Origin of the sequence: Sphingomonas sp. (genome assembly GCF_025362505.1) — a bacterium.
In the GTDB taxonomy this organism is placed as follows: domain Bacteria; phylum Pseudomonadota; class Alphaproteobacteria; order Sphingomonadales; family Sphingomonadaceae; genus Sphingomicrobium.
The window spans coordinates 1-24,639 of the sequence record NZ_JANYGG010000074.1; the positions used below are offsets into that span (position 1 = coordinate 1).

Annotated in this window: 26 protein-coding genes and 1 tRNA gene; 14 read left to right on the plus strand and 13 right to left on the minus strand. The window is 66.4% G+C overall.

Going from position 1 to position 24,639, the window contains the following annotated elements; all coding sequences use genetic code 11:
* The coding region (locus Q0R27_RS07130; RefSeq protein ID WP_293942809.1) for a CHC2 zinc finger domain-containing protein at positions 1–309 on the minus strand (309 nt) is incomplete at its 3' end.
* Positions 310–311: 2 nt separating this feature from the next.
* Positions 312–764 carry a GatB/YqeY domain-containing protein gene (locus Q0R27_RS07135; protein ID WP_293942811.1) on the minus strand — a complete coding sequence of 151 codons (453 nt, stop codon included), beginning with the start codon at positions 762–764 and terminating at the stop codon, positions 312–314.
* Positions 765–910: 146 nt separating this feature from the next.
* Between Q0R27_RS07135 and carA the strand changes: the two genes are divergently transcribed.
* From carA to Q0R27_RS07160, 5 genes are all read left to right on the plus strand, one after another.
* On the plus strand, positions 911–2,086 hold the full coding sequence (gene carA, locus Q0R27_RS07140; protein ID WP_293942813.1) for a glutamine-hydrolyzing carbamoyl-phosphate synthase small subunit: 1,176 nt from the start codon (positions 911–913) through the stop codon (positions 2,084–2,086).
* Position 2,087: 1 nt separating this feature from the next.
* On the plus strand, positions 2,088–2,327 hold the full coding sequence (locus Q0R27_RS07145; protein ID WP_293942815.1) for a hypothetical protein: 240 nt from the start codon (positions 2,088–2,090) through the stop codon (positions 2,325–2,327).
* The gene (gene carB / locus Q0R27_RS07150) at positions 2,327–5,671 is read left to right on the plus strand and encodes a carbamoyl-phosphate synthase large subunit (RefSeq protein ID WP_293942817.1); all 3,345 of its coding nucleotides are present in this window, start codon (positions 2,327–2,329) and stop codon (positions 5,669–5,671) included. The genes Q0R27_RS07145 and carB overlap by 1 nt, the downstream gene beginning before the upstream one ends.
* A gap of 79 nt (positions 5,672–5,750) precedes the next feature.
* Positions 5,751–6,227 (plus strand): transcription elongation factor GreA, encoded by a 477-nt coding sequence (gene greA / locus Q0R27_RS07155; protein ID WP_293942819.1) that lies wholly within the window; start codon positions 5,751–5,753, stop codon positions 6,225–6,227.
* A 7-nt stretch (positions 6,228–6,234) separates the two neighbouring features.
* Positions 6,235–6,870: a rhomboid family intramembrane serine protease gene (locus tag Q0R27_RS07160; RefSeq protein WP_293942821.1), complete on the plus strand. Its 636-nt coding sequence runs from the start codon at positions 6,235–6,237 to the stop codon at positions 6,868–6,870.
* Positions 6,871–6,874: 4 nt separating this feature from the next.
* Here Q0R27_RS07160 and Q0R27_RS07165 read toward each other — a convergent pair whose 3' ends face one another.
* From Q0R27_RS07165 to Q0R27_RS07185, 5 genes are read right to left on the minus strand one after another with little or no spacing between them, the layout of a single operon-like run.
* A complete protein-coding gene (locus Q0R27_RS07165; protein WP_293942823.1) occupies positions 6,875–7,102 on the minus strand; it encodes a DUF4170 domain-containing protein in 228 nt (75 codons plus the stop codon).
* A gap of 56 nt (positions 7,103–7,158) precedes the next feature.
* Positions 7,159–7,512 carry a hypothetical protein gene (locus Q0R27_RS07170; RefSeq protein ID WP_293942825.1) on the minus strand — a complete coding sequence of 118 codons (354 nt, stop codon included), beginning with the start codon at positions 7,510–7,512 and terminating at the stop codon, positions 7,159–7,161.
* Between the two features lie 10 nt (positions 7,513–7,522).
* Positions 7,523–7,840, minus strand: coding sequence for a DUF3618 domain-containing protein (locus Q0R27_RS07175; protein WP_293942827.1), 318 nt, complete (start codon positions 7,838–7,840; stop codon positions 7,523–7,525).
* The gene (locus tag Q0R27_RS07180; RefSeq protein WP_293942829.1) at positions 7,837–8,193 is read right to left on the minus strand and encodes a phage holin family protein; all 357 of its coding nucleotides are present in this window, start codon (positions 8,191–8,193) and stop codon (positions 7,837–7,839) included. Before Q0R27_RS07180 ends, Q0R27_RS07175 begins: the two co-directional genes overlap by 4 nt.
* A gap of 17 nt (positions 8,194–8,210) precedes the next feature.
* A complete protein-coding gene (locus tag Q0R27_RS07185; protein ID WP_293942831.1) occupies positions 8,211–8,765 on the minus strand; it encodes a hypothetical protein in 555 nt (184 codons plus the stop codon).
* A gap of 142 nt (positions 8,766–8,907) precedes the next feature.
* On the opposite strand from Q0R27_RS07185, the gene eno reads away from it, so the two are divergent.
* The 6 genes from eno to Q0R27_RS07215 all read left to right on the plus strand — a co-directional run bounded on the left by eno (position 8,908) and on the right by Q0R27_RS07215 (position 14,501).
* Positions 8,908–10,194 (plus strand): phosphopyruvate hydratase, encoded by a 1,287-nt coding sequence (gene eno, locus Q0R27_RS07190; RefSeq protein WP_293942833.1) that lies wholly within the window; start codon positions 8,908–8,910, stop codon positions 10,192–10,194.
* Positions 10,195–10,503: 309 nt separating this feature from the next.
* Positions 10,504–10,788 (plus strand): septum formation initiator family protein, encoded by a 285-nt coding sequence (locus tag Q0R27_RS07195; protein WP_293942835.1) that lies wholly within the window; start codon positions 10,504–10,506, stop codon positions 10,786–10,788.
* Positions 10,789–10,905: 117 nt separating this feature from the next.
* Positions 10,906–11,964, plus strand: coding sequence for a pyruvate dehydrogenase (acetyl-transferring) E1 component subunit alpha (pdhA, locus tag Q0R27_RS07200; protein ID WP_293942836.1), 1,059 nt, complete (start codon positions 10,906–10,908; stop codon positions 11,962–11,964).
* Entirely contained in the window at positions 11,964–13,355 is a 1,392-nt protein-coding gene (locus Q0R27_RS07205; RefSeq protein WP_293942837.1) for a pyruvate dehydrogenase complex E1 component subunit beta, read from the plus strand. The genes pdhA and Q0R27_RS07205 overlap by 1 nt, the downstream gene beginning before the upstream one ends.
* 28 nt (positions 13,356–13,383) lie before the next feature.
* Positions 13,384–14,004 carry a hypothetical protein gene (locus tag Q0R27_RS07210; protein WP_293942839.1) on the plus strand — a complete coding sequence of 207 codons (621 nt, stop codon included), beginning with the start codon at positions 13,384–13,386 and terminating at the stop codon, positions 14,002–14,004.
* Positions 14,005–14,057: 53 nt separating this feature from the next.
* Complete coding sequence (locus Q0R27_RS07215; RefSeq protein ID WP_293942841.1) at positions 14,058–14,501, plus strand: histidine kinase; 444 nt, start codon at positions 14,058–14,060, stop codon at positions 14,499–14,501.
* Between the two features lie 18 nt (positions 14,502–14,519).
* Here Q0R27_RS07215 and trmFO read toward each other — a convergent pair whose 3' ends face one another.
* Positions 14,520–15,848 carry a methylenetetrahydrofolate--tRNA-(uracil(54)-C(5))-methyltransferase (FADH(2)-oxidizing) TrmFO gene (gene trmFO, locus Q0R27_RS07220; protein ID WP_293942843.1) on the minus strand — a complete coding sequence of 443 codons (1,329 nt, stop codon included), beginning with the start codon at positions 15,846–15,848 and terminating at the stop codon, positions 14,520–14,522.
* 40 nt (positions 15,849–15,888) lie between these two features.
* Here trmFO and Q0R27_RS07225 point away from each other — a divergent pair, with 40 nt between their 5' ends.
* Complete coding sequence (locus Q0R27_RS07225; RefSeq protein WP_293942844.1) at positions 15,889–16,320, plus strand: DUF488 domain-containing protein; 432 nt, start codon at positions 15,889–15,891, stop codon at positions 16,318–16,320.
* On the opposite strand, the gene Q0R27_RS07230 is transcribed toward Q0R27_RS07225, so the two are convergent.
* The 3 genes from Q0R27_RS07230 to Q0R27_RS07240 all read right to left on the minus strand — a co-directional run bounded on the left by Q0R27_RS07230 (position 16,317) and on the right by Q0R27_RS07240 (position 20,531).
* A complete protein-coding gene (locus Q0R27_RS07230) occupies positions 16,317–16,784 on the minus strand; it encodes a host attachment family protein (RefSeq protein WP_293942845.1) in 468 nt (155 codons plus the stop codon). The genes Q0R27_RS07225 and Q0R27_RS07230 overlap by 4 nt on opposite strands.
* 84 nt (positions 16,785–16,868) lie before the next feature.
* The gene (gyrA, locus tag Q0R27_RS07235; RefSeq protein ID WP_293942847.1) at positions 16,869–19,652 is read right to left on the minus strand and encodes a DNA gyrase subunit A; all 2,784 of its coding nucleotides are present in this window, start codon (positions 19,650–19,652) and stop codon (positions 16,869–16,871) included.
* A gap of 123 nt (positions 19,653–19,775) precedes the next feature.
* Entirely contained in the window at positions 19,776–20,531 is a 756-nt protein-coding gene (locus tag Q0R27_RS07240) for a YaaA family protein (protein ID WP_293942855.1), read from the minus strand.
* A gap of 172 nt (positions 20,532–20,703) precedes the next feature.
* On the opposite strand from Q0R27_RS07240, the gene Q0R27_RS07245 reads away from it, so the two are divergent.
* Together Q0R27_RS07245 and Q0R27_RS07250 are read left to right on the plus strand one after the other, a co-directional pair.
* Positions 20,704–21,945, plus strand: coding sequence for a tetratricopeptide repeat protein (locus Q0R27_RS07245; protein ID WP_293942849.1), 1,242 nt, complete (start codon positions 20,704–20,706; stop codon positions 21,943–21,945).
* Positions 21,946–22,128: 183 nt separating this feature from the next.
* The gene (locus Q0R27_RS07250; protein WP_293942851.1) at positions 22,129–23,685 is read left to right on the plus strand and encodes a histidine kinase dimerization/phospho-acceptor domain-containing protein; all 1,557 of its coding nucleotides are present in this window, start codon (positions 22,129–22,131) and stop codon (positions 23,683–23,685) included.
* Between the two features lie 18 nt (positions 23,686–23,703).
* On the opposite strand, the gene Q0R27_RS07255 is transcribed toward Q0R27_RS07250, so the two are convergent.
* Positions 23,704–23,778: transfer RNA gene (locus Q0R27_RS07255), tRNA-Ile, on the minus strand.
* A gap of 190 nt (positions 23,779–23,968) precedes the next feature.
* A partial coding sequence (locus Q0R27_RS07260) for a carotenoid 1,2-hydratase (protein WP_293942853.1) occupies positions 23,969–24,639 on the minus strand: 671 nt, incomplete at its 5' end.

Consider the following 24,639-nt stretch of genomic DNA (forward strand, 5'->3'; position numbering starts at 1 on the left):
GCGGTCGCGCGGGTCAGCGGCGGGCACCTCCATCCCTGCCTTGCCCGCCAGTTCCTTGACCGCCTCCATGAACGGCAGCCCGCGTGCGTCGGTGAGGAAGCGGATCGCGTCGCCATGCGCGCCGCAGCCGAAGCAATGGTAGAAATGCTTCTCGTCGTTGATCGTGAAACTGGGGGTTTTCTCCTGGTGGAACGGACAACACGCCTTCCACTCACGCCCGGCGCGCAGGAGCTTGACCGACGGCGCGATGACGGCGGACAGCAGGGTGCGGGCGCGCAGTTCGTCGAGAAATTGCGGAGAAAGGCTCACGCCTAGCCCAGCAAACCCCGCACCAGCGCGCTGGCTCGGGCGGGTTCGATGCTGCTGGCGTGGCGTTCCTTTACCAGCGCCATGACGCGCCCCATGTCCTTCATGCTCGCCGCGCCGACCTCTTCGATGACCGCACCGATCGCGGCCTTGGCCTCGGCATCGTCCATCTGTTGCGGCATGAAGCGTTCGATCGTGGCGATTTCGGCCTGCTCGACCGCGGCGAGCTCCTCCCGCCCGCCTTTTTGATAAAGCACGACCGATTCGCGGCGCTGCTTGATCATCTTGTGGAGGACTTCGGTAATGAGCAGGTCGTCGTCATCGGGTGCCTTGCCGGTGCGCGCCTCGATGTCGCGGTTCTTGATGGTCGAGCTGACCATGCGCAGCGTCTGGGTGGTGGCCTTGTCGCCGCCCTTCATGGCGCTCACCAGCGCGGCCTTGATATCGTCGCGAATCATGTTCGAACCCGTGGTCAAAAGCGGAAACCCGAGGTCTAGCGCGAATGGCAGGACGGTTACAGCCGTTGACCTTCGCGCCATCCGGCCCTAGCGGCTGTGGCTTAGCGACATTGCTGCAAAACCGACCCGAAAGGCCCCATCCGCCGATGGCCGACTCTCGACCCATGTCCATTGCCCAGCCACCCGGCGCGACGGCGTGTCTGGTGTTCGGCGACGGGCGCGTGGCGTGGGGAACGGGGTTCGGGGCGGAAGGGTCGGCGGTCGGCGAGCTGTGCTTCCACACTGCGATGACTGGCTATCAGGAAGTGATGACCGACCCGTCATTCGCCCGGCAGGTCGTCGCGTTCACCTTTCCGCACATCGGCAATGTCGGCGCGAACGATCAGGATTTCGAGGCCGACGACCCGCATGCCTTGGGCTGTATCGTGCGCGAGGCGGTAAGCGGGCCAAGCAATTTTCGCTCCACGGTCGGGTTCGCCGAATGGATGGCGGCGAACAAGCGGATCGGGATTTCGGGGCTCGACACGCGCGCGCTGACCCGGCTGGTGCGGCGCGAGGGGCCGCCCAACGTGGTCATCGCGCATTCGGCCGCGGGCGAGTTCGATGTCGCGGCGTTGCAGCGGCAGGCGGCGGAATGGCCCGGGCTCGAGGGCATGGACCTCGCGAAAGAGGTCAGCCGGGCGGGACTAGAGAATTGGTCCGGGGGCAAGTGGAGCCTCGAACTCGGCTTCGGCGGGGACGGGGATGGCGAGCGGCCCCACGTCGTCGCGATCGATTATGGCGCCAAGCGCAACATCTTCCGTAACCTGGTCGAGGCGGGCGCGAAGGTGACGATCGTTCCGGCGAGCGCGAGCTTCGATGAGATTATGGCGCTCAAGCCCGACGGATTTTTCCTCTCGAACGGCCCGGGCGATCCGGCGGCGACGGGGGAGTATGCGGTGCCGGTCATCCGCCAGCTGCTCGAAACGAAGCTGCCGCTGTTCGGCATCTGCCTCGGCCACCAGCTGCTCGCGTTGGCGGTCGGCGGGCGGACGTCGAAGATGTTCCAGGGCCACCGCGGCGCGAACCATCCGGTCAAGCGGATCAGCGATGGCCGGGTCGAGATCACCTCGATGAACCACGGCTTCGCGGTCGAGCGCGACGGCATGCCGCAGGGCGTCCGCGAGACGCACGTCAGCCTGTTCGACAACAGCAATTGCGGGTTGGAGTTGACGGACCGCCCGGCCTTCTCGGTCCAGTACCACCCGGAAGCGAGCCCCGGCCCGCAGGACAGTTTCTACCTGTTCGAGAAGTTCGTTGGAATGATGAGAGAGGATTCGTAAGATGGCCGTAATTCGCAAATTCGAACGGCTCGATCAGGATCGCGAGCGTCCACAGCCGGGCGCGATTGGCGGCTGCATCGTAGAACTTGAATTTGATGGTGAGCGTTTCCTCCAGTTGAACAGCTATGGGTCTGCGGATCGAGTGCATGTCGGCGCTCGCAGCCAAAATTTGCGCTTGAGCGAAGCCGCCTTCGAGCAGTTAGTCGAAATCGGCCGGAAGCATTTCGGCGCAAAGAGCTAATGCCCCGCCGCACCGACATTTCCTCGATCCTGATCATTGGCGCCGGGCCGATCGTCATTGGGCAGGCGGCGGAGTTTGATTATTCCGGGTCGCAGGCGGTTAAGGCGCTCAAGGCCGAGGGCTATCGGGTGATCGTCGTCAATTCGAACCCGGCGACGATTATGACCGATCCTGACCTTGCCGACGCGACCTATATCGAGCCGATCACGCCCGAGGTGGTCGCCAAGATCATCGAATTGGAAAAACCCGACGCACTGCTGCCGACGATGGGCGGGCAGACCGCGCTCAACACCGCGCTCGCGCTGGCCAAGGACGGGACGCTCGAGCGACTGGGCGTGCAGCTGATCGGGGCCAACGCCGAAGCGATCGAGAAGGCCGAGGACCGGCAGAAATTCCGCGATGCGATGGACCGCATCGGACTCGAAAGCCCGCGCTCGGCGATCGTTCATACGATAGCCGAAGCCTGGGCGGCGCTGCCCGACGTCGGCTTGCCCGCGGTCATCCGGCCGTCGTTCACGCTGGGCGGGACGGGCGGCGGGATCGCTTATAATCGCGAGGAATATGAGGGGTTTGTCCGCTCCGGCCTCGAAGCGTCCCCAACCACCGAAGTGCTGATCGACGAGAGCGTCGTCGGGTGGAAGGAGTATGAGATGGAAGTCGTGCGCGACCGCGCCGACAATACCATCATCATCTGCTCGATCGAGAATATCGACCCCATGGGCGTCCATACCGGCGATTCGATCACCGTCGCCCCGGCGCTGACGCTGACCGACAAGGAATATCAGCGGATGCGCTCGGCATCGATCGCGGTGCTTCGCGAAATCGGTGTGGAAACAGGCGGTTCCAACGTGCAGTTCGCGGTCGATCCGAAGACCGGGCGGATGCTCGTCATCGAAATGAACCCGCGCGTGTCGCGATCGTCGGCGCTGGCATCGAAGGCGACCGGCTTCCCGATTGCCAAGGTCGCGGCCAAGCTGGCGGTTGGCTATACGCTCGACGAAATCGCCAACGACATTACCGGCGGGGCGATGCCGGCGTCGTTCGAGCCGACGATCGATTATGTCGTGACCAAGATCCCGCGCTTCGCGTTCGAGAAGTTCAAGGGCGCCAAGGCCGAGCTGTCGACGGCGATGAAGTCGGTCGGCGAAGTGATGGCGATCGGGCGCTCGTTCGCGGAGAGCCTGCAGAAGGCGCTGCGCGGGCTGGAGACGGGTCTGTGCGGGCTCGACCGGGTGCGCGAGCTCGAGCATGCCAGCGACGACGAGATAGAGAATGCGCTGGCGCGGCAGACGCCCGACCGGCTGCTGGTCGCGGGCGAGGCGTTGCGCCACGGTTTCTCGGTCGAGCGGATCCACGCCATTTCCGGGTTCGACCCGTGGTTTATCGAGCGGTTGGCCGAGATTGTTGCCGCCGAAGTTGAAGTCCGCGAAGACGGCCTGCCGCAGGACGCGATTGGCTTGCGGCGGCTCAAGGCGATGGGCTTTTCGGACGCGCGGCTGGCGCAGCTGGCGCTGCGTTCGGCCGGGGCGCCGCGAGCGCATAGCGAGGCGGCCGCGCGGGGATCGGGCATTGTCCATGACGCGCTCAAGGGGCTCACCGGGGGCGTGACCGAGGCCGAAGTGCGTGCGTTGCGCGAACGGCTGGGGGTCAAGCCGGTGTTCAAGCGGATCGACAGCTGCGCGGCCGAATTCGATGCATCGACGCCCTATCTCTACTCGACCTACGAGGCGCCGCTGTTCGGCGAACCCGACGACGAGGCGGCGGTGTCCGATCGGCGCAAGGTGATGATCCTGGGCGGCGGTCCGAACCGGATCGGCCAGGGGATCGAGTTCGATTATTGCTGCTGCCACGCCGCGTTCGCGCTGGGGCGCGACGGTGCGGGCTTCGAGACGATCATGGTCAACTGCAACCCCGAAACGGTGTCGACCGATCCCGAGACGTCGGACCGGCTCTATTTCGAGCCGCTGACGCAAGAGGATGTGCTGTCGATCATCGAGCGCGAGCAGGAGCGCGGTGAACTGCTCGGGGTGATCGTGCAGCTTGGTGGGCAAACGCCGCTGAAATTGGCCGCGAGGCTGCAGGCGGCGGGGGTGCCGATCCTGGGCACCTCGCCCGACAGCATCGACCTCGCCGAGGACCGCGAGCGGTTCGCCGCGCTGGTCGACAAGCTTGGGCTGCGGCAGCCGGCGAACGGGCTGGCGCGGACCCGCGACGAGGCGCTGAACATCGCCAGCCGGATCGGGTATCCGGTCCTGCTGCGTCCGTCCTACGTCCTTGGCGGGCGGGCGATGGAAGTCGTCGAGGGGCCCGAGCAGCTCGATCATTATATCGCGACCGCGGTGCAGGTGTCGGGGTCGAGCCCGGTGCTGATCGACCGCTATCTGCGCGACGCGATCGAGGTCGATGTTGACGCGATCTGCGACGGGAAGGACGTCGCGATCGCGGGCATCCTGCAGCATATCGAGGAGGCCGGGGTCCACTCGGGCGACAGCGCCTGCTCGATCCCGCCTTATTCGCTGTCGGTTGCCATCCTTGCCGAGATCGAGCGGCAGACCCGGGCGCTGGCACTGGCGCTCGACGTGCGCGGGCTGATGAACATCCAGTTCGCGGTGAAGGACGAGCTCGTCTACCTGATAGAGGTCAATCCGCGCGCCAGTCGGACGGTGCCGTTCGTGGCCAAGGCGATCGGGCGGCCGATCGCCAAGATCGCGGCGCTGGTGATGGCGGGCGAGCCGCTCGCCCCGCACCTCCCGATCAACCGCGATATCGGCCACATCGCGATCAAGGAGTCGGTGTTCCCGTTTGCACGCTTCCCGGGGACCGATCCCGTGCTCGGACCGGAAATGAAGAGCACCGGCGAAGTCATGGGAATTTCGGACGATTTCGACATTGCTTTCGCCAAGTCGCAGCTTGGGGGCGGGGTGATCCTGCCCGACCGCGGGACGGTGTTCATCTCGGTCAAGGACACCGACAAGGCGCACATCCTGCCCGCCGCGACGAAGATGGCCGAGCTCGGCTTCCACCTGATCGCGACCGGCGGGACGGCCGACATGCTCGCCGCGGCGGGCCTGAAGGTCGAGAAGGTCAACAAGGTCGCGCAAGGTCGGCCGCACATTGTCGACCGGCTGACCGACGGCGAAGTGCAGCTGGTGTTCAACACGACCGAGGGCTGGCAGTCGATGAAGGACAGCCAGGCGATCCGCATGACCGCGCTCCAGCGCAAGGTGCCCTACTTCACTACCGCCGCCGCGAGCCTCGCCGTGGCGCACGCAATTGGGGCGCTGCGCGGCCATGCGCTTGAAGTTCGCTCGCTTCAGTCCTATTATTCGGCCCTGAAACGCTGATTTTTCCGAAAATCCGGTAAGCTTTCGCGCCGCCGACCGGGCTGGCGCCGGACCGGTTTTTGTCAGAGGGGACGACAAGATGGCGAGTGAGAAAGTGCCGATGCTGGCCGAGGGCCATCGCAAGCTCGAGACCGAGGTGCGGCAGCTCAAGATGTTCGAACGGCCCTCGGTGATCGAGGCGATCGAGGTCGCCCGCGCGCACGGTGATCTGTCGGAAAATGCCGAATATCATGCGGCGAAAGAGCGGCAGGGCCAGATCGAGGCGATGATCTCCGACATGGAGGACCAGCTCAGCCGCGCGCTGGTGATCGACCCGACAACGCTTTCGGGTGAAAAAGTGGTGTTCGGGGCGACGGTGACGTTGCTCGACGAGGACAAGAAGCGGGTGAGGTACCAGCTGGTCGGCCAGGTCGAGGCGAACGCCACCAACGGCCGGATCAGCTATAATTCCCCACTAGGTCGCGCGCTGATTGGACGACTGGTCGGCGAGGAGGTCGAAGTGACAACTCCGTCGGGCGAGAAGTATTACGAGATCCAGAAGCTCGAATTCATCTGAGTCGCCGGTGCGGTTGCCTCCTCAAGCGCGGACCGCGACCGGGGTCATCGCGGCCGTCACGACAATCGTCTCGCTGCTGGTGATCCTGCTCGGGGCGGTCGACCGGGCCGGAATATTGATGGGGTTCGTGCCGCTGCGCTTTGGCGGTGGATTGGCGATTTCTCCGGCGGTGCCGGCGTTCCTCACGCCGCTGAGCGCGACCCTGGTCCATGGCAGTTTCCTGCACCTGGCCGGCAACCTGTTGATGCTGTTGTGGTGCGGGCTGGCGGTTGAGCGGGTGCTCGGGGCCAAGGCGACGCTGCTACTTTATGTGATTGGCGCTTATGTCGCGGCCGCCGCACAGTTTCTTGTCGGGCCGCTCAGCGATTCTCCGATGATCGGTGCGAGCGGGGCGATCAGTGCGCTGATCGGGGCGTTTGCGCTGAGTTACGGCCAGCAGAAGGCGATCGTGAAGTCGCGAATGCTCAACCGCTGGTTGAACGTCGCCTGGCTGATGGCCGCGTGGATCGCGATTCAGGTCGGGTTCGGTTATCTGATGGGAACGCAAGGGATGCTGCTGGCGACCCCGGCGCACATCGGCGGCTTCCTCGCCGGGCTGGCGATGCAGCGGCCGTTGCTGCTGTATCGGTATCGCAACGCGTGAGGCGCTACGCCGGCAGCGGCGGGTTTTCGGGTTCGAGCAGGCGGTGGAGGTGGACGACGACGTAGCGCACCTCGGCGTCGTCGACGGTGCGCTGGGCGGAACCACGCCACGCTTCCTCGGCATCGGCGTAATTGTCGAACAGGCCGACGAAATCCACCGCTTTCAAATCAGTGAAGTCGAGGCCCTGCGGATCCTTGACCCGCCCGCCGAAAACCAGGTGAAGCTTGCTCATGCAGATCGCGCTAGCACAGTGGGGCGGCTGCGAAAACCGCCCCGCTCGCGAAAATACTAGGCGGAATCGTTCGCGGACCCGCCGCTGAAACCGAAGAATTCGCGAAGCTTGTCGCCGGCGAGCTCGTCGACCTTGGCCTTGCTGGCCTCGCGGACCCTGTCGGCGGCGTGGCGCCCGGCGTCCGTTACCTTCGTGCCGACCGGCTGCAGCAGCTCGCTCTCGCGCTCGGTCTGGGGGAGCACTGCGGCGATCAACGCGCCGAGCGCAATACCGCCAGCCAATGCGATCAGCGGGCTGTTGCCGATCTGGGTCGAGGCGGTGTCGCCGAACTGGCTCAGCGCCGCATTGGCGCGGTCGCCGATGGTGGCGGCGTCGCGCTGATCAATGTCTGAAATCTGTTGCTTGGCCATGATGTTACTCCTAATTCCTGGTACGCGCCCTGACGGGCTTTTCACGATCGCTGAACAGCCCGGTGAGGAGGCTGATGATCGGTTTGCGGGCGAGGATCAGCGCGGCACCGGCGGCAACCCCGACGACCATCGCGGGCCGCTCCTTGACGGCGGTCACCGCCCCTTCCGCGACTTCGGCGCCCTTGTCCTTGGCACCTTCCCAGGCGTCATGGGCGATCGCCGCGGGAGCGAGGCGGACCTTGATTTGCTCGACCGTGCTCGCGAGGCGCTGGCGGGCCGCCTCGGCCTCGCCGCGCGCGGCGGCGATGCGCACGTCGGCGGCGCTCATCGCACCGGCCCCTTGAGCTTGGCCATGCCGATCTTGACGAGGACAGCGGCGACGCCCGCGAGGATCAGCACACTGACGAGGCCAGCCAGCGCCGGGTTCATCAGTTGCGCGAGGCCGACGAACAACGTCGCGACGAGCAGGAGCAAGGCGGCGTGACCGAGGAATAGTGCCGTCGCGAACAGGATGATCGGCACCTTGAAGGAATTGGCCTTCTCGGTGCCGATCGTCTTGTACAGCGCGACCTCGGCCATCGCCCAGGCCCGCGCCTCGTCCTTCGCCCGGCCGAAAAGGTCGGCCAAAGGCTCGGGCTGGGGCTCGGGCCCATCGTCGGTGAGGTCGGTCCGCTTGAGCATGGCGTTCGCTTGGCGCCTCAGTTCGACTTGCGCGAGCTGGACCCGCTGTCGAGCCCCGACTTGACCACGCGGACCAGCGCGAAGCCGAGGATCGCCGCGCCGGCCAGTGCGATGCCCGGCGACTTGCGGACGATCGCGCGGGCGTCGTCGATCAGTTCCTCGGGGTCCTTGCCGGCAAGGCTCTGCGCGGCGCGCTCAATCGACTGCGCGGCCTGGCGGGCATAATCGCCATATTGGGCGCCAAGCCGCTCGTCGAGGTTGGCGGCGGTGTCGCCGATCAGCCCCGAAACGTTGCTTAGCGCGCCGCTCGAGCGTTCGATGCCCTGGCTGACGAAGCCCATCGCCCGGTCGCTGGCGGTGGATTTGAGTTTGTCGGTGCCGTCCTTGATCGCCTCGCGGACGCCACCGCCGGTGCCGGTGCCAGTACTGGAATCGGACGAGTCGCTGGTGGTGAGGCTCGAGTCGCCGCGGCGCGTGCGCGTGTCGGTCGAGCCGAGTTCGCTCCCCACGCCGGCCATCTTGGCGTCGCTGACGATGGTGTCGGTGCCCTCGGGCAAGGTGGTTTCAGCCATGATACGCGTCTCCCTTGTGCGGAATTTACGCCAGTACAAACACGCCAGCCCGAACCACCGTTCCCGCGTTGCGGCAAAACTTGTCGCGGAGACGGTCGGTCGATAGGGGCCGCAGCGTAACGATTTTACAAACGAGGTGCCAGTGACCGTGATCGTCGACGTCCACGCCCGAATGATCCTCGACAGCCGCGGCAATCCGACGGTCGAGGTCGACGTGCTGCTCGAGGACGGCAGCCTGGGCCGCGCGGCGGTGCCGTCGGGGGCCTCGACCGGAGCGCATGAAGCGGTCGAGAAGCGCGACGGCGACGCCAAGCGCTGGGGCGGCAAGGGGGTCGACCAGGCGGTTGCTGCGGTCAATGGCGAGATCGCCGATGCGGTGGTCGGCTACGAAGCCGAGGACCAAGCCGAGATCGACGCGGTGATGATCGATCTCGACGGGACGGCAAACAAGAGCCGGTTGGGTGCGAACGCGATCCTGGGCGTGAGCCTGGCGGCGGCGAAGGCGGCGGCCGACGCGCGCGGGTTGCCGCTGTACCGCTATGTCGGCGGGGTCGGGGCGACCTTGCTGCCGGTGCCGATGATGAACATCCTGAACGGCGGGGCGCACGCCGACAATCCGATCGACTTCCAGGAATTCATGGTGATGCCGGTCGGTGCGCCGAACTTTGCCGAAGCGCTGCGCTGCGGGGCGGAGATTTTCCATGCGCTGAAAGCCGAACTTCATTCGAAGGGGCTGTCGACCGCAGTCGGCGACGAGGGCGGGTTCGCGCCGAACATCGCCTCGGCGCGCGCCGCGCTCGACCTGATCGGCGAAGCGGTCGGCAAGGCCGGTTATTCGCTTGGCAAGGATGTGCTGCTGGCGCTCGATTGCGCTTCGACCGAGTTCTTCAAGGATGGCGCCTACGCGATGACGGGGGAAGGGCGGACGCTCTCGCCCGAGGAAATGGCGTCCTACCTCGCCGAGCTCGCCGCCGCCTACCCGATCGCGTCGATTGAGGACGGCATGGGCGAGGACGACATGGCCGGGTGGAAGTCGTTGACCGACAAGATCGGCACCTCCGTCCAGCTCGTCGGCGACGATCTGTTCGTGACCAGCGAGGCGCGGCTGGCGGACGGGATTCGCGACGGGATAGCCAACTCGATCCTGGTCAAGGTCAACCAGATCGGGACGCTGACCGAGACGATCGCGGCGGTGCGGCTCGCCCAGACCTCGGGCTATACCGCGGTAATGTCGCACCGTTCGGGCGAGACCGAGGATTCGACGATTGCCGATCTGGCCGTGGCGCTCGGCTGCGGGCAGATCAAGACGGGGAGTTTGGCGCGCTCGGACCGGACGGCGAAGTATAACCAGCTTTTGCGCATCGAAGAGGAATTGGGCTCTGCGGCGCGTTATCCGGGGGTCGCGGCCTTGCGCGCTTACAAGGGGTGATTCGGGGCTGGTCCGCGACCCGCCATGGACAACATGGACACTAGCTACCCGCGATATTGAGCCCTTCCGCCGCGATGCGATCCGTGGCGGGTAGGAAACGGAGAGTGTGGTCCGGCGCATGGACCGACGCTGGCCCAATCCAGCAGCTGTAGGACAACGAATTCGCTCGATCACGTTTCGGTGCGGCCTAATCTGAGTCTCGGCCGCCACGATCCCAAAAAAACAAGGCGAATCCCGCGCTTTGCGCTTGCCATCATGGCGTCTTTCTGATTCTTAAGGACGATGGGCGCGGTCAACAAGACGATCCGGATGATGAGGCGCGCGGCGCTGCCGGCGCTGGCGCTGATTATCGTCGGGAATTTCGCCGGTTATGCGATTGCCGGCCCGAACGGATTGCTGGCCTGGGGCGGCTATCACCGCGACTTTCTCGACCGCAAGAAAGAGCTGATCGATCTCGAGCAGCAGCGCGCCGTGCTCAAGCATCGCTCGCAATTGCTCGACCCGCGCAGGGCCGATCCCGACATGGCCGACGAGCTGGTGCGCCGCGACCTCGGCCTCGTCCGCCCCGACGAAGTGGTCGTTCCGCTCAACTGAGCGCGCTTCGCTCGTTGCCGCAGCGTCAGTTACACCTACGTATGAACAGCCGTTACGGCATTGCCAGTCTTCCGCTCACGCTTCATAGCGCGGGCGATAATTTGATTGGAGAGGCCCGTGGCGCGAGCTGCCAAGACCAAGGCTGCTGCTCCGGTAGCGGCGATCGATACCCCCAACCGCGAACGGCCAGCGCAACCCGAACGATTCAAGGCAAGCAAGGAAGAGCTGCTCGGGCTCTACAAGCAGATGCTGCTGATCCGCCGGTTCGAGGAGCGGGCCGGGCAATTGTACGGGCTTGGGCTGATCGGCGGCTTCTGCCACCTCTACATCGGCCAGGAAGCGGTCGCGGTCGGGCTGCAGTCGGCGATGACCGTCGGCAAGGACAGCGTCATCACCGGCTACCGCGACCACGGCCACATGCTGGCCTATGGCATCGATCCCAACATCATCATGGCCGAACTCACCGGGCGCCAGGCGGGCATCTCGAAGGGCAAGGGCGGGTCGATGCACATGTTCTCGGTCGAGCATGGCTTTTACGGCGGGCACGGCATCGTCGGGGCGCAGGTCGGCCTGGGCACCGGCCTCGCCTTCAAGCACCAGTACAGCGGCGACGGCGGGGTGTGCCTCGCTTACTTCGGCGATGGCGCGGCCAACCAGGGGCAGGTCTACGAGAGCTTCAACATGGCCGAGCTGTGGAAGCTGCCGGTGATCTATGCGATCGAGAATAATGGCTACGCGATGGGCACGTCGGTAGCGCGATCGGCCAGCGAGGACCAGTTCTACAAGCGTGGCGAAAGCTTCCGCATTCCGGGCATCCAGGTCGACGGGATGGACGTCCTCGCGGTGCGCGGCGCGGCCGAGGAAGCATTGGCATGGACCCGCGCGGGCAAGGGGCCGATTATCCTCGAGCTGATGACCTACCGCTATCGCGGCCACTCGATGTCCGATCCGGCAAAGTACCGCACCCGCGAGGAGGTCCAGAGCTATCGCGAGGGGCGCGACCCGATCGAGCATGCCGCCAAGGAACTGCAAGCCATGGGGATGGCCGAGGACGAGCTCAAAGCGATCGATGCCGAGATCAAGGCGATCGTCATCGCCGCCGCCAAATATGCCGAGGAAGCCCCCGAGCCCGAGGCCGGCGAGCTTTATACCCACGTGCTGGTGGAGTCCTACTGATGGGCGTTGAATTGAAAATGCCCGCGCTGTCGCCGACGATGGAGGAGGGGACGCTGGCCAAGTGGCTGGTCAAGGAAGGCGACGCGGTCAAATCCGGGGACATCCTCGCCGAGATCGAGACCGACAAGGCGACGATGGAATTCGAGGCGGTCGACGAGGGGGTGATCGACAAGATTCTGGTGGCCGCGGGGACCGACGGGGTGAAGGTCGGCGCGTTGATCGCGACGATGGTCGGGGAGGGGGAAACTTCATCGCCCGCGCCCGCAGCATCACCCGCGCCGGTCGAGCAGCCGACTTCGCAGCCGACACAAGCGACGCCCACTCCTCATCAGATGGAATCGGGCGCGCGCGACCTGGTCGCCGATGTGGCGCGGACTCATGATGCTCCTGAAGTGCCGGAGGGAACCGAACTCAAGTCGATGACCGTCCGCGACGCGCTGCGCGATGCGATGGCCGAGGAGATGCGGCGCGACGACCGGGTGTTCGTGATGGGCGAGGAAGTCGCCGAATATCAGGGCGCCTACAAGGTGACGCAGGGTCTGCTGCAGGAATTCGGCAAGAAGCGCGTGATCGACACGCCGATCACCGAATATGGCTTTGCTGGCCTCGGCACCGGCGCGGCGATGGGCGGGCTGCGGCCGGTGGTCGAGTTCATGACGTTCAACTTTGCGATGCAGGCGATCGACCACATCATCAACTCGGCGGCCAAGACCAATTACATGTCGGGCGGGCAGATGCGCTGCCCGATCGTGTTCCGCGGACCCAATGGCGCGGCCGCGCGGGTCGGCGCGCAACACAGCCAGAATTACGCGCCGTGGTACGCCAGCGTGCCAGGGCTGATCGTGATCGCGCCGTATAGCGCGGCCGATGCCAAGGGGCTGCTCAAGGCGGCGATTCGCACCACCGACCCGGTCGTGTTCCTCGAAAACGAGCTGCTTTACGGCCAGCATTTCGACGTGCCGGTGCTCGATGATTATGTCCTGCCGATCGGCAAGGCTCACGTGGCGCGCGAAGGCAAGGACGTGACTTTGGTCAGCTACTCGATCGGGGTCGCGGTGGCGCTTCAGGCGGCCGAGGAACTGAAAGCCGACGGGATCGACGCCGAGGTCATCGACCTGCGCACGCTGCGCCCGCTCGACAAGGCAGCGGTGCTGACGAGCCTCAAGAAGACCAACCGGGTGGTGGTGGTCGAGGAAGGCTGGCCGACCTGCTCGATCTCGTCCGAGATCATGGCGATCTGCATGGAGGAGGGGTTCGACGACCTCGACGCACCGGTGCTGCGCGTGACCAATGTCGACGTGCCGATGCCCTATGCCGCCAACCTCGAGAAGCTGGCGCTGCTCAAGGCGAGCGATGTCGTCGCGGCGGCGCGGAGCGTCTGTTATCGCTGAGCAGGCGTTCGGGCCCGACCGGGCCTTGATGCTGCACCATTTCCCGTCCGCGCTGCGGCCGGCGATCGTGGCGCTATGGGCAATCGACGAGGCGATGTGGGCCGCCATTGCGGCGGCGAGCCAGCCGGCGCTGGCGGGGATCAAGCTGGCGTGGTGGCGCGAGGCTCTGGCCCGGCTCGACCATGACCCGGCGCCGCCCGAACCGCGGTTGCGCGCGGTGGCGGATCATATCGTGTCGCGGGGCGTAAGCGGGAGCGATGTCGCGGGGATCGAAGAGGGCTGGGCGGCGCTGCTCGACCCGGTGCCGGATGCGGACCGGGTCCTGCTGCGTGGGCAGCGGCTGTTCGCGATCGAGGCGCGGTTGCTGGGAGTTGAGGATCCGCTCCTTCCCAAGGCTGGAAGCCTGTTCGCGCTGGGCGACGCGATGCGGCGGCGGCTGGGTGATTTCGGTCAGGCGCGGCAGGCCTTGCTCGTCGATCTGCGCGGCCGGCGGGTTGGTCGCGCCGCTCGCCCGGTGACGCTGGCGGCGCGGCTGGCGGCGCGTGACCTGGCCGAACCCGAAGGCACGCCGGGGCGGGCGCTGGCACTTCTGGGGCATCGTTTTCACGGTAGGATTACGGGGGCAGATTATCCGGCGCGGCGGGAATAGGCTGCACCTGCCGAATCTTCGATCGACGGAGGTTCACCCGCGTGACTCGATTCATGGCCGGCGGCGCGATCGCGCTGCTTCTCACCACTGGCGCCTTCCTGTTCTGGCAAGGGCATGCCGCCAGCCGCCCCTCCTTTCCGACCGCGCCCGAAGTCCGGGCAGCAACGTCATCGGGAAGGCAGTTCGCCCTGCTCACCCCGGAGCTGCCGGGCGTGCCCGAAGCGACGGCGAAGACGCGCGAGGAGAAACGGTTTGGGCGAGCAGACAAGGACCGGGACGGCAAGGTCACCGAGGAGGAATTGCTCGCGCCCCGGCGCAAGGCATTCGCCAAGCTCGATATCGATCACAATGGCCAATTGGCGTTCAACGAGTGGGCGGCGAAGACGATCACCAAGTTCGAGGGCGCCGACAACGACAGGTCGGGCTCGCTGACTGCGGCGGAATATATTCAGACGGCACCAAAACCGAAACTGCATCCGGCTCGTTGCAATTGTTAACCCGCAAGCGGTGGACGATCAGGCAGGTTGGAGCGCGCGCTGCCCATCGATCCATGTGGCCAACGAAGCGCGCGCGCGCGTCGTGTAAGCCTTTTTGCGGTCGGCCTTGCGGCTCTTGCCCTCGAGCGGGGGCATCAGGCCGAAGTTGATGTTCATCGGCTGATAGGTTTGGGCGACGGCGCCGCCGGTGAGATGGCCCAGCAGGGCGCCGAGCGCGGTTTCGAGCGGTGGTGGGGGCAGCGCCGTGCCGCGGCCTTCGGCGGCGGCGAAGCGGGCGGCTAGCAAGCCGATCGCGGCGCTTTCGACATAGCCTTCGCAACCGGTGATCTGGCCGGCGAAGCGAATATTCGGGCGGGCTTTGAGGCGAAGTTCGTGGTCGAGCAGTTCGGGCGAACGGATAAAGCTGTTGCGATGAATCCCGCCAAGTCGTGCGAACTCGGCGTTCTCAAGGCCTGGAATTGTTCGGAAAATGCGCACTTGGTCGGCGTGTTTCAACTTCGTCTGGAAGCCGACGATGTTCCACAAAGTGCCGAGCGCATTGTCCTGGCGCAGCTGGACGACCGCATGGGGCCAGCGCCCGGTTCTGGGATCGTCGAGCCCGACCGGCTTCATCGGCCCGAAGCGCAACGTCTCGGGCCCGCGCTCGGCCATCACCTCGATCGGCATGCAGGCCTCGAAATAGGGCGTGTCGCGCTCCCATTCCTTGAACTCGGTCTTCTCGCCGGCGTTGAGCGCGGCGATGAAGGCGTCATATTGCTCGCGGTTCATCGGGCAGTTGATGTAGTCTTTCCCGCCCTTGTCCCACCGCGCTGCCATCCAGCAAATGTCCATGTCGACGCTGTCGTGATGGACGATGGGAGCGATCGCGTCGAAAAAGGCGAGTGCGCCGGCGCCGGTCGCCCCGGCGATCGCCGAGGCGAGGCCGGGAGCGGTCAGCGGGCCGGTGGCAATGATTGCGGGACCTTCGGGAAGCGCGTCGACGCGTTCGCGGACAACGGTGATGTGGGGGTGGCCCTCGATCGCGCCGGTGATCTCCGCGGCGAACTCCGCGCGATCGACCGCCAACGCCGAACCGGCCGGGACGCGGTGCTTGTCGGCGGCGCGCATCACCAGCGAACCCAGGTCACGCATTTCCTGGTGGAGCAGGCCGACCGCATTATTTTCGGCATCGTCGGAGCGGAAACTGTTCGAGCAGACCATTTCGGCAAGGCGGTCGGTTTCATGCGCCGGGGTCGTGTCGCCGCTTCCACGCATTTCAGACAAGCGGACGGTGAGGCCGGCCTCGGCCAATTGCCATGCCGCCTCGGAGCCAGCGAGCCCGCCGCCGATGATGTGGATGTCGTGCATGTCGCTCGCAATGGCGCGGGCGGGCGCTTAAATCCACCCCATGAAGATTTTCACGATCGGCTATGAAGCGACGACGATGGGCGAATTCATTGCGGCGCTGACCAGTGCCGGGGTTCAGCGCGTGATCGACGTGCGCGCGCTGCCGCTGTCGCGGCGGCCGGGGTTTTCGAAGACGCCGCTGAGGGGCGCGCTGGCCGAGGTGGGGATCGACTATGTCCACTTGCGGGCGCTTGGCACGCCGCCGGCGGGGCGCGAGGCGGCGCGCAAGGGGCGCCAGGCAGAGCTTGAGGAGATTTATGCCGGGCAGCTCGAACTGCCCGAAGCGATTGCGCAAGGCGCCGAGATGGTGGCGCTGGCCGCGGGGGCGCCGAGTGCCTTGCTGTGCTTCGAGCGCGCGCCGGGCGGGTGCCATCGCTCGTTGCTGATCAAGGCGGTGGCACCCGAGGCCGAGGTGATCAACCTGTTTCCCTAAATGCCGGCGGGTTCGGTCGGGGCGGTTTCGCTGACGATCAGCGCTTCGATCTCGGGGGTCGGGCGACCGCTCATTTCCTTGTTGATGGTGCAGACGACACGGCGCTCGACTTCCTTGCGGAGGTGCTTGCGCAGTTCGCCGAGCAGCCTGGGCGGGGCGATGATCGCGAGGCTTTCGAAGTCATGCGCGAGGACGCGGCGGTTGAGTTCGTCGGCGGCGTCGCTGGCCCAGCGGTCTTCCGCCTGCTGGTGGTAATCGGTCTGCTCGACCGCGGGGCGCCCATAGCCGCCGCTTTGCGCCTGGGTGCCGGGGCCGTCGGTGCCCATATCGCTGGACTTGGCGTCCGCCCGCTCGTCATGCATCTCGGTGCGCAGGTCGATCTGGTTGGCATCGCCATGATTGCGCAGGAACAGCATCGTGCGCCCGTCGGCGACGAGCACGAGGGCGTTGTTGGGAAGCGACATGGCGGTCTCCTTGGCTGATGCCAGGAAGAACGAGGGGGAGGGGGTGCGCGTTCCCGTTATTGCGTTACCCGACGGGGGTTCACCTTATTCGGCGCTGCCCTCGGCGAGGTCCTCGCCGATCTCCGCATCGTCGGCCGGCGCCAACTCGCCATCGATCGCCCCGACCTCGATCTCGGCTTCCTCGCTTTCGTCGATCTTCGCGACCGAGACGACATGCTCGCCCTTGCCGACGCGCAGGATCATCACGCCCGACGTATTGCGCCCGGCGATGCGGATGTCGCCGACCGTGGTGCGGATGACCTTGGCCTGGTCGGTGACGAGCATCAGTTGCTCGCCGGGCGTGACCGGAAAGCTGGCGACGACCCCGCCATTGCGCTCCGAGGTGACGATGTTGGTGATCCCCTGCCCACCACGGTTGGTACGGCGATACTCATAGGTCGACGAGCGCTTGCCGAAGCCATTCTTGGTCACGGTGAGGAGGAATTGCTCCTTGTCGGCGAGCTCGGCGTAGCGCTCCTCGGCAAGCCCTTCGGCGCGATCATTGTCGCGCCATTTGGGTGAGCGGAGATAGGCCTCGCGCTCCTCCTGCGACGTGCCGACGCGGTGGAGGATCGACATCGAGATGACCTTGTCGTCGCCGAGCAGGCGGACGCCGCGGACCCCGGTCGACGAGCGCGACTGGAACTCGCGCACGTCGGTCGACAGGAAGCGGATCGCCTTGCCGTTGCGCGTCGCGAGGAGGACATCGTCTTCCTCGGTGAGGAGCGCGACCGCGATCAGCCGGTCGCCGGTGTCGCGCTGTTCCTCGCCGTCGTCGCCGTCGTCGTCGCCGGTGTCGGGCGTGCCGAACTTCATCGCGATCTTGCCGGCGGTGGGGATGTTGGTGAAGGCGCTCATCGGGTTGCGCCGCACCGTGCCCTTGGCGGTGCAGAACATGATGTGCAGCGCCGCCCACTCACCCTCGTCCTCGGGAAGCGGGAGCACGGTCGTGATCTTCTCGCCATCGGCCAGCGGCAGCAGGTTGATCATCGGCCGGCCGCGCGCGGCGGGGTTGCCCTCGGGCAGGCGCCACACCTTCATCCGATAGACGCGGCCCAGATTGGAAAAGAACAGCACCGGGTTGTGGGTCGAGGTAACGAACAATTCGGTGACGACGTCCTCGTCCTTGGTGTTCATCCCCGAACGGCCCTTGCCGCCGCGCTTCTGCTCGCGGAACAGGGTCAGCGGAGTGCGCTTGATGTAGCCGGTCATGGTCACCGTCACGACCATGTCCTCGCGCTCGATCAGGTCCTCGTCGTCGAGGCCGTCGAACGCGGCGGCGAGTTCGGATTTGCGCGGGGTCGAGAACTCGGCGTCGACCGCGTCAAGCTCCTCGCGCATCACGGCGTAGAGTTTCACCCGGTCACCGAGAATGTCGAGCAACTCGGCGATGACCTTGGCGAGGGTGGCGAGTTCGTTGCCGATCTCGTCGCGGCCGAGCGCGGTCAGGCGGTGGAGGCGAAGCTCGAGGATCGCCCTCACCTGGAATTCGCTAAGGCGGTAGGTCGAGCCCGCCGCCTGGGGTTCGACCGCTTCGACCAGCTTGATATATGGCCGGATCTGCTCGCTGTCCCAATCGCGGGCGATCAACGCCTCGCGCGCGGCGGCGGGGCTCGACGAGCCGCGGATGATGCGGACGACCTCGTCGAGATTGGTCACCGCGACGACCAGCCCGAGCAAGATGTGGGCGCGCTCGCGGGCCTTCAGCAGCTCATATTTCGAGCGGCGGATGATGACCTCTTCGCGGAACTTGACGAACGCCTCGATGATGTCGCGCAGCGCGAGCGTTTCGGGGCGGCCACCGCGGATCGCGAGCATGTTGGCGGCGAACGAGGATTGCGCCGGGGTATGGCGCCATAGCTGGTTGAGGACGACCTCGGGGGTCGCGTCGCGCTTCAACTCGATGACGATGCGGACGCCGAGACGGTTCGATTCGTCGCGGATATCGCTGACGCCCTCGATCCGCTTTTCGCGGGCGGCCTCGGCGATCTTCTCGACCAGGCCGTTCTTGCCGACCTGATAGGGGATTTCGGTGAGGACGATCGAGCGGCGGTCGTTGCGGCCTTCTTCGACGTGGTGGCGCGAGCGCTGGAGGATCGAACCGCGGCCGGTGGTGTAGGCCGAATGAATTCCCGCCTGGCCAAGGATGATCGCGCCGGTCGGGAAGTCGGGGCCCTTGACGTGCTCCATCAGCGCTTCGGAGGTCACCGTCGGGTCGTCGAGATAGGCGCGGCAGGCGGCGATTACTTCGCCCAAGTTGTGCGGCGGGATGTTGGTCGCCATGCCGACCGCGATCCCGCCCGCGCCGTTGACGAGCAGGTTGGGGAATCGCGCGGGGAGCACTTGCGGTTCGCGTTCGGACGCGTCGTAGTTCGGCGTGAAGTCGACCGTGTCCTTGTCGATGTCGCCGAGCAGGAAGTTGGCGACCTTGGCGAGCCGCGCTTCGGTGTAGCGCATCGCGGCGGGCGGATCGGGGTCCATCGAGCCGAAATTGCCCTGGCCATCGATCAGCGGAACGCGCATCGACCAGTCCTGAGTCATGCGGGCAAGCGCGTCGTAGATCGCGCTGTCTCCGTGAGGGTGATATTTACCCATGACGTCGCCGACGATGCGCGACGATTTGCGATAGGGCCGGCCGGCGACATAGCCTGCTTCCTGGCAGGCGTAGAGGATGCGGCGGTGGACCGGCTTGAGCCCGTCGCGGACGTCCGGCAGCGCACGACTGACGATGACGCTCATCGCATAGTCGAGGTAACTGGTCTTCATCTCGTCGACGATCGAGATGGGGTGGATATCGCTGGTGTCGGCAACCGGCGGGGTCGTGGCCAAATCTATGTCCTGTCGGTACGTGGAACTGCACGAGCTGCGGCGGTCGCCGGCTCGTCTGTTTGTCTTAGTCGATCAGATGACCGAGCGCCACCCCGCGTACGCGTACGCACGTGCGCGAGGGGGCTATTGTTCGCGGACGAAGAGCGGGGTTTGGGGGGTCGATCCCGCGGCGTCGAAGCGCCAGCCGTCACGGTCGAATTGCTGTAGCGATTCGGGGTCGGCAATGCGTTCGTCGCAGACGAAGCGGGCGAGCGCGCCGCGAGCGACTTTCGCGGCGAAGCTCTGGAACTGAAGGCCTTTTGCGGTACGGACGCGGAAGTCGGGGGCGATGACGCGCAGCTTCTTCGGCACGAACGGTCCGACGACGGCATAATATTCGCGACTGGCGAGGTTGAGGATGGTGTTCGAGCCTTCCTTGGCCAGTTCGGCGAACAGCGCCCTGGCGACCTTGCGGCCCCAATGGTCGACCAGCTTGCCACCCTTGGGTGACCAGCCGGTGCCCATCTCGAGCCGGTAAGGCCTGATCGCATCGAGCGGGCGCAACACCCCGTAAAGGCCCGACAAGATCCGCACGTGATCCTGCGCATAATCGATCACCGCAGGCTCGGCCGACTTGGCGTCGAAGCCGCGATAGACGTCGCCGGCGAACATTCGAATCGCCGGGCGGGCCTCGGCCTTGGCGAAGGTCTTGAAGCGTTTTGCGTTAAGCTCGGCGAGCGCGGCGGAGATGTTCATCAATGCGGCGAGATCGTCGGGCTTGAGCTTCGCTGCCGCCCGCGCGATGCGCCCTGCCTCCGCCGCGAAGCGCGGTTCGCTGGGGCTGTCAGGGAAGGGGGACTCGAGATTGAGCGTCTTGGCGGGGGAGAGGAGGATCAGCATCAACGCCGGGCGCTAGCTGCTTCATCGGAAGGGGTCAAAGCGCTTCCGCCAAGTCACTGGTTCAATTGGCATTCAGCCCGCGCCTGTAATCCCGCTTTGCGTCGGGGCGATTGGGGACTATCCCCGCGCCCGCCAGTTTAGCCGCACGACGGCAGGTCAACAGGAGATCAGGATGAAGTTCGTCAACACTGCGATTGGAACGGCCCTCGGCCTCGCTCTCGCCTCCGCTAGCCCGGTCTTAGCTCAGGCGCCGGCCCCCGCCGCCGCCCCCGCACAGGCCGCCCCGAGGCCGCTCAAATTGTCGTCCCAGGCGCAGAAGGCGATCATCGACCTGCAGACCGCGGTCAAAGCGAAGAATGTCGCCGCGATCCCGGGCCTCGTTGCCGCCGCGCAGGCCCTCGCCAAGGTGCCTGACGACCGCTACGCCATTGCGTCGCTCCAGCTGCAGGCGGCGATCGATGCCGATGACAACACCGCGCTCGTCGCCGCAGCCGACGCGATGCGGGCCAATGGCGCGCCGGGCCCCGATCTGATCCGCATCTATCTCCATGCCGGCCAGAAGTTCGGCATTGCGCAGCAGTACGGCATGGCCACGAACGCGCTCGACAAGGCGATTTCGCTCGACCCCAACAACACCGATGCGCTGCTGCTGAAATCCGACCTGTTGTTGAAGCAGAAGCTCAACGGGCCGAGCGTCGAGGCGCTGACCCAGGCAATCGCTCGGCAGAAAGCGACCGGCGTGGCGGTTCCCGAAAGCTGGTATCAGGCGGCGGTTGCGCGCTCCTATGAAGCCAAGCTGCCGGCGACTTACGAGCTGTCGCGCCAGTGGGCGTCGGCCTATCCGACCCCGACGCACTGGCGCGATGCGATCAATATCTATCGCAACATGAGCGGTGCCGAGCGGCCCGCGCTGATCGACCTGTTCCGTCTGGCCCGCGTCACCAAGGCGCTCGGTGGGGAGAGCGATTACCTCCCGTTCGCCGAAGCGCTGATCGCGCGCGGCTATCCGGGCGAAGCGGTTGCGGTGCTCCAGGAAGGGGCGGCCGCGAACTCGATCAGCCTCCAGTCGGTGACGCTCGCGCGGACCTTCGCGCTGGCCAAGGGCAAGTCGATCGGCGACCGCGCCTCGGCGGCGACGGCGGCCAAGGCCGCGTTGGCCGGGGCAACCGGCAAGCCGGCGATGCTCGTGGGCGACCGGTTGCTTGGCTACGGCGATTACGCCCAGGCAGCGGCGCTGTATCGCGTTGCGCTGGGCAAGGCCGACGCCGATCAGGACCTGGTCAACTTGCGGCTTGGCCAAGCACTGGTGCAGTCGGGCGACAAGGCCGGCGCGATCGCCGCGCTGAAGGCGGTTGGGCCGGGCCAGGCCGAGATCGCCAAATATTGGTTGGCGTGGGTGTCGTCTCGCGCCTGATCGAATAGCTGCTCGGGAAAGGGGGCGTCGGCGGGATCGCCGGCGCCCTTTTTTCGATGTGCTCGGGTCGGTCAAGCCATTGTCCCATTGCGGGATGGTTAATCGCATCCCCCTGTTTTCGCGAGCAAACCCTGCCCAAGTCTGACGCGCCCGCAGCCGGACAATGAGGCCCAGTTTGCACCTGTGAAGTTCGACGACCGCCTTGCCACGATCCTCGGCCTGACCGTCACCGGTGGGCACGACCGCGCGGTGCGCTGGCGCCAGCTGGTCGACCTCGTCGCGCGCGTCGGGCCGGACGCGAGCGGTCCGATCGTTGCCGAGGCCATTGCCGAGATCCGCGCCGGGCAGCAGGAAGTCGCCGCGCCACTGCGCGCCGCAGCCGCGCGGGCGATCGCCGGCCGCCCCCTGCCGCCCGCACTGCTCGAAGCCTTCGCCGGCGACACGCTCGACGTCGCCGCGCCCTTGCTCACCGGGATCATGCCCGATCCTGCGTTACTCGCCGGCGCATCGCCCGAGGTGCGCCGTTTCCTCGAGGCAATGCACCCATCACTCGCCAAAGCCGCACCACGGGTCGCGAAGCCGGTCGAACCGGGCCCGCCGCCAGTGGCCGACCTGCCGACGATCAGCGAACTCGTCGAGCGGATCGAACGGCTGCGCCTCGCGCGCGAGACTGCGCCGGCCTCGCCGACGCCCACCGTCTCACCCGATGCGCCGTCACGACCGATCGCACCGAACGCACCGAGCCCTGCTGCCCAGTCGGCGATCTCGACCGAATCGCCCGCGCTGTTCCGGTGGGAGTGCGGGCCGGGTGGCAACATCGCATGGGTCGAAGGCGCCCCGCGCGGCGCCCTGGTCGGGCGTTCGATCGCCCGCGCCGACGCCGACGAGGGCGTCGACCGCGACGTCGAACGCGCCTTCTCCCGCCGCGCACCGTTCCGCGATTCCGCGCTGTCGCTGCCCGACGCGGGCATCGTCGCCGGACGCTGGCTGATCAGCGGCGTGCCGGCGTTCGCGCCCGGCGACGGCCGCTTCGTCGGCTATCGCGGGATCGCCCGACGCGCCGAGGCGCTCGCCCCGCCGGCGATCGCCGCCGCGCCGGGACCGCTCGACCCGGCGGCGTTGCGTGAGCTGGTTCATGAAATCAGGACCCCGCTCAATGCGATCATCGGTTTCGCCGAGATCATCGATGGCCAGTATTTCGGGCCGGCGCAGAGCGGCTATCGCGCTCGGGCCGCCGAAATCGTCGCGCAGGCGCACATCCTGCTCGCCGCGATCGACGACCTCGACTTCGCCGCGCGGCTGAGGTCGCGCAGCGGCGAGGAAGGGTCGACGACCGATTTCGCGACCTTCTTCCCGGCCTTCGCGACCGGCCTGCAGGCCCGGGCGAGCGAGCGCGGCGTGACGCTGGCGATCGATTCTCCGGCGCACGAAGGCCTGTGCACGCTCGACCGCGACCTCGCCGAGCGCCTGCTCGACCGCTTCGCCGACGCCGTCATGGCGGCGACCACGCCGGGCGAGACGCTGCGCCTCGCGGTGCGGCGCGAAGACGGGTTCTGCGCGCTGCGCCTTTCGCGCCCGCGTGCGCTCGAGGGTTTGAGCCCGGCGGCGCTGTTCGATGGCACCGACGGCGACGCGGTCAATTTCTCGCTACGGATGGTCGTCGGGCTGGCGCAAATCGTCGGCGGCCGGCTCGAGGCCGATGGCGGCGATCTCGTGCTCAGGATGCCGATGGCGGGCTGATGCCGGAGCGTAAGGTGGTGGTGGGCCCGGAGGGATTCGAACCCCCAACCTAGCCGTTATGAGCGGCCGGCTCTACCGTTGAGCTACAGGCCCTCCCCGGAAGTGGTGTTGCGTTAGCGGGATGGCGTGCGCGTGAAAAGCGGGGTCCAAGGCTGAGCGACTTGAAAGCCGCCCAGATATAACCCTGACGCCCTGATCTGTGAGGGCGTGGGCTGGAATTAACGACCGCTGCCGAGTGTCAAAACTCTGCCTCGCACCGATAGACCGATCTTGGCCGTTTCCTCTACATCCTGAGTGCCCGGTCGTAGCCGGTCAGTTCGAGGTAGCCGCGACCGCCGCGCGTGCTGACCGCGCCCTCCCAATAGACCGGAAGTCCACTTCGCCGCGCATCGAGTTTCTGCGCGGCGAACATCGGTTGCAGGCGCCACCGCTCGATCCTCCCGTCAACGCGGATGCTGAGTTCCTGTTTCACCGGATAGACTGCGCCGGTGGCCGGGCTGCGCCACGTTGCGAGCGTGCGGAAAGCGACGTCGCCGGGTCCCAGCACCGCCACGGCGCCGCCCGGCCGGCGATAGGAGCCGCCGGCCCAAATCGTGCCGCCACCCTTGCGCCGGATCCGGAACGCCATCAGCGCCGATCCGTCGTCGAAGTTGAGCCCGGTCCAATCCCAGCCTTGTGCTGTGGGGGCAAGGTAATTGGATGACCATTCGCGGTCGAGCCACGCCTCGCCGGACACGGGCTCGTCATGGTTACCACGACGGACGCGGCCGCTGACCCGCAGATGAGGGATCGAATAATAATAGCTTGCCTGTTGAGGGTCCGGTCCCTTGCGGCTGTAGCCGCCCCGGCCTTGGGGCAGCGGCGGCTGGGTCGGCCGGAAGTCGAGCGCCAGCGCGAAGCCATCGGCGGTCACGCGCGTCGCCCATTGCCCGTCCGGCGAGCGTCGCAGCCGCC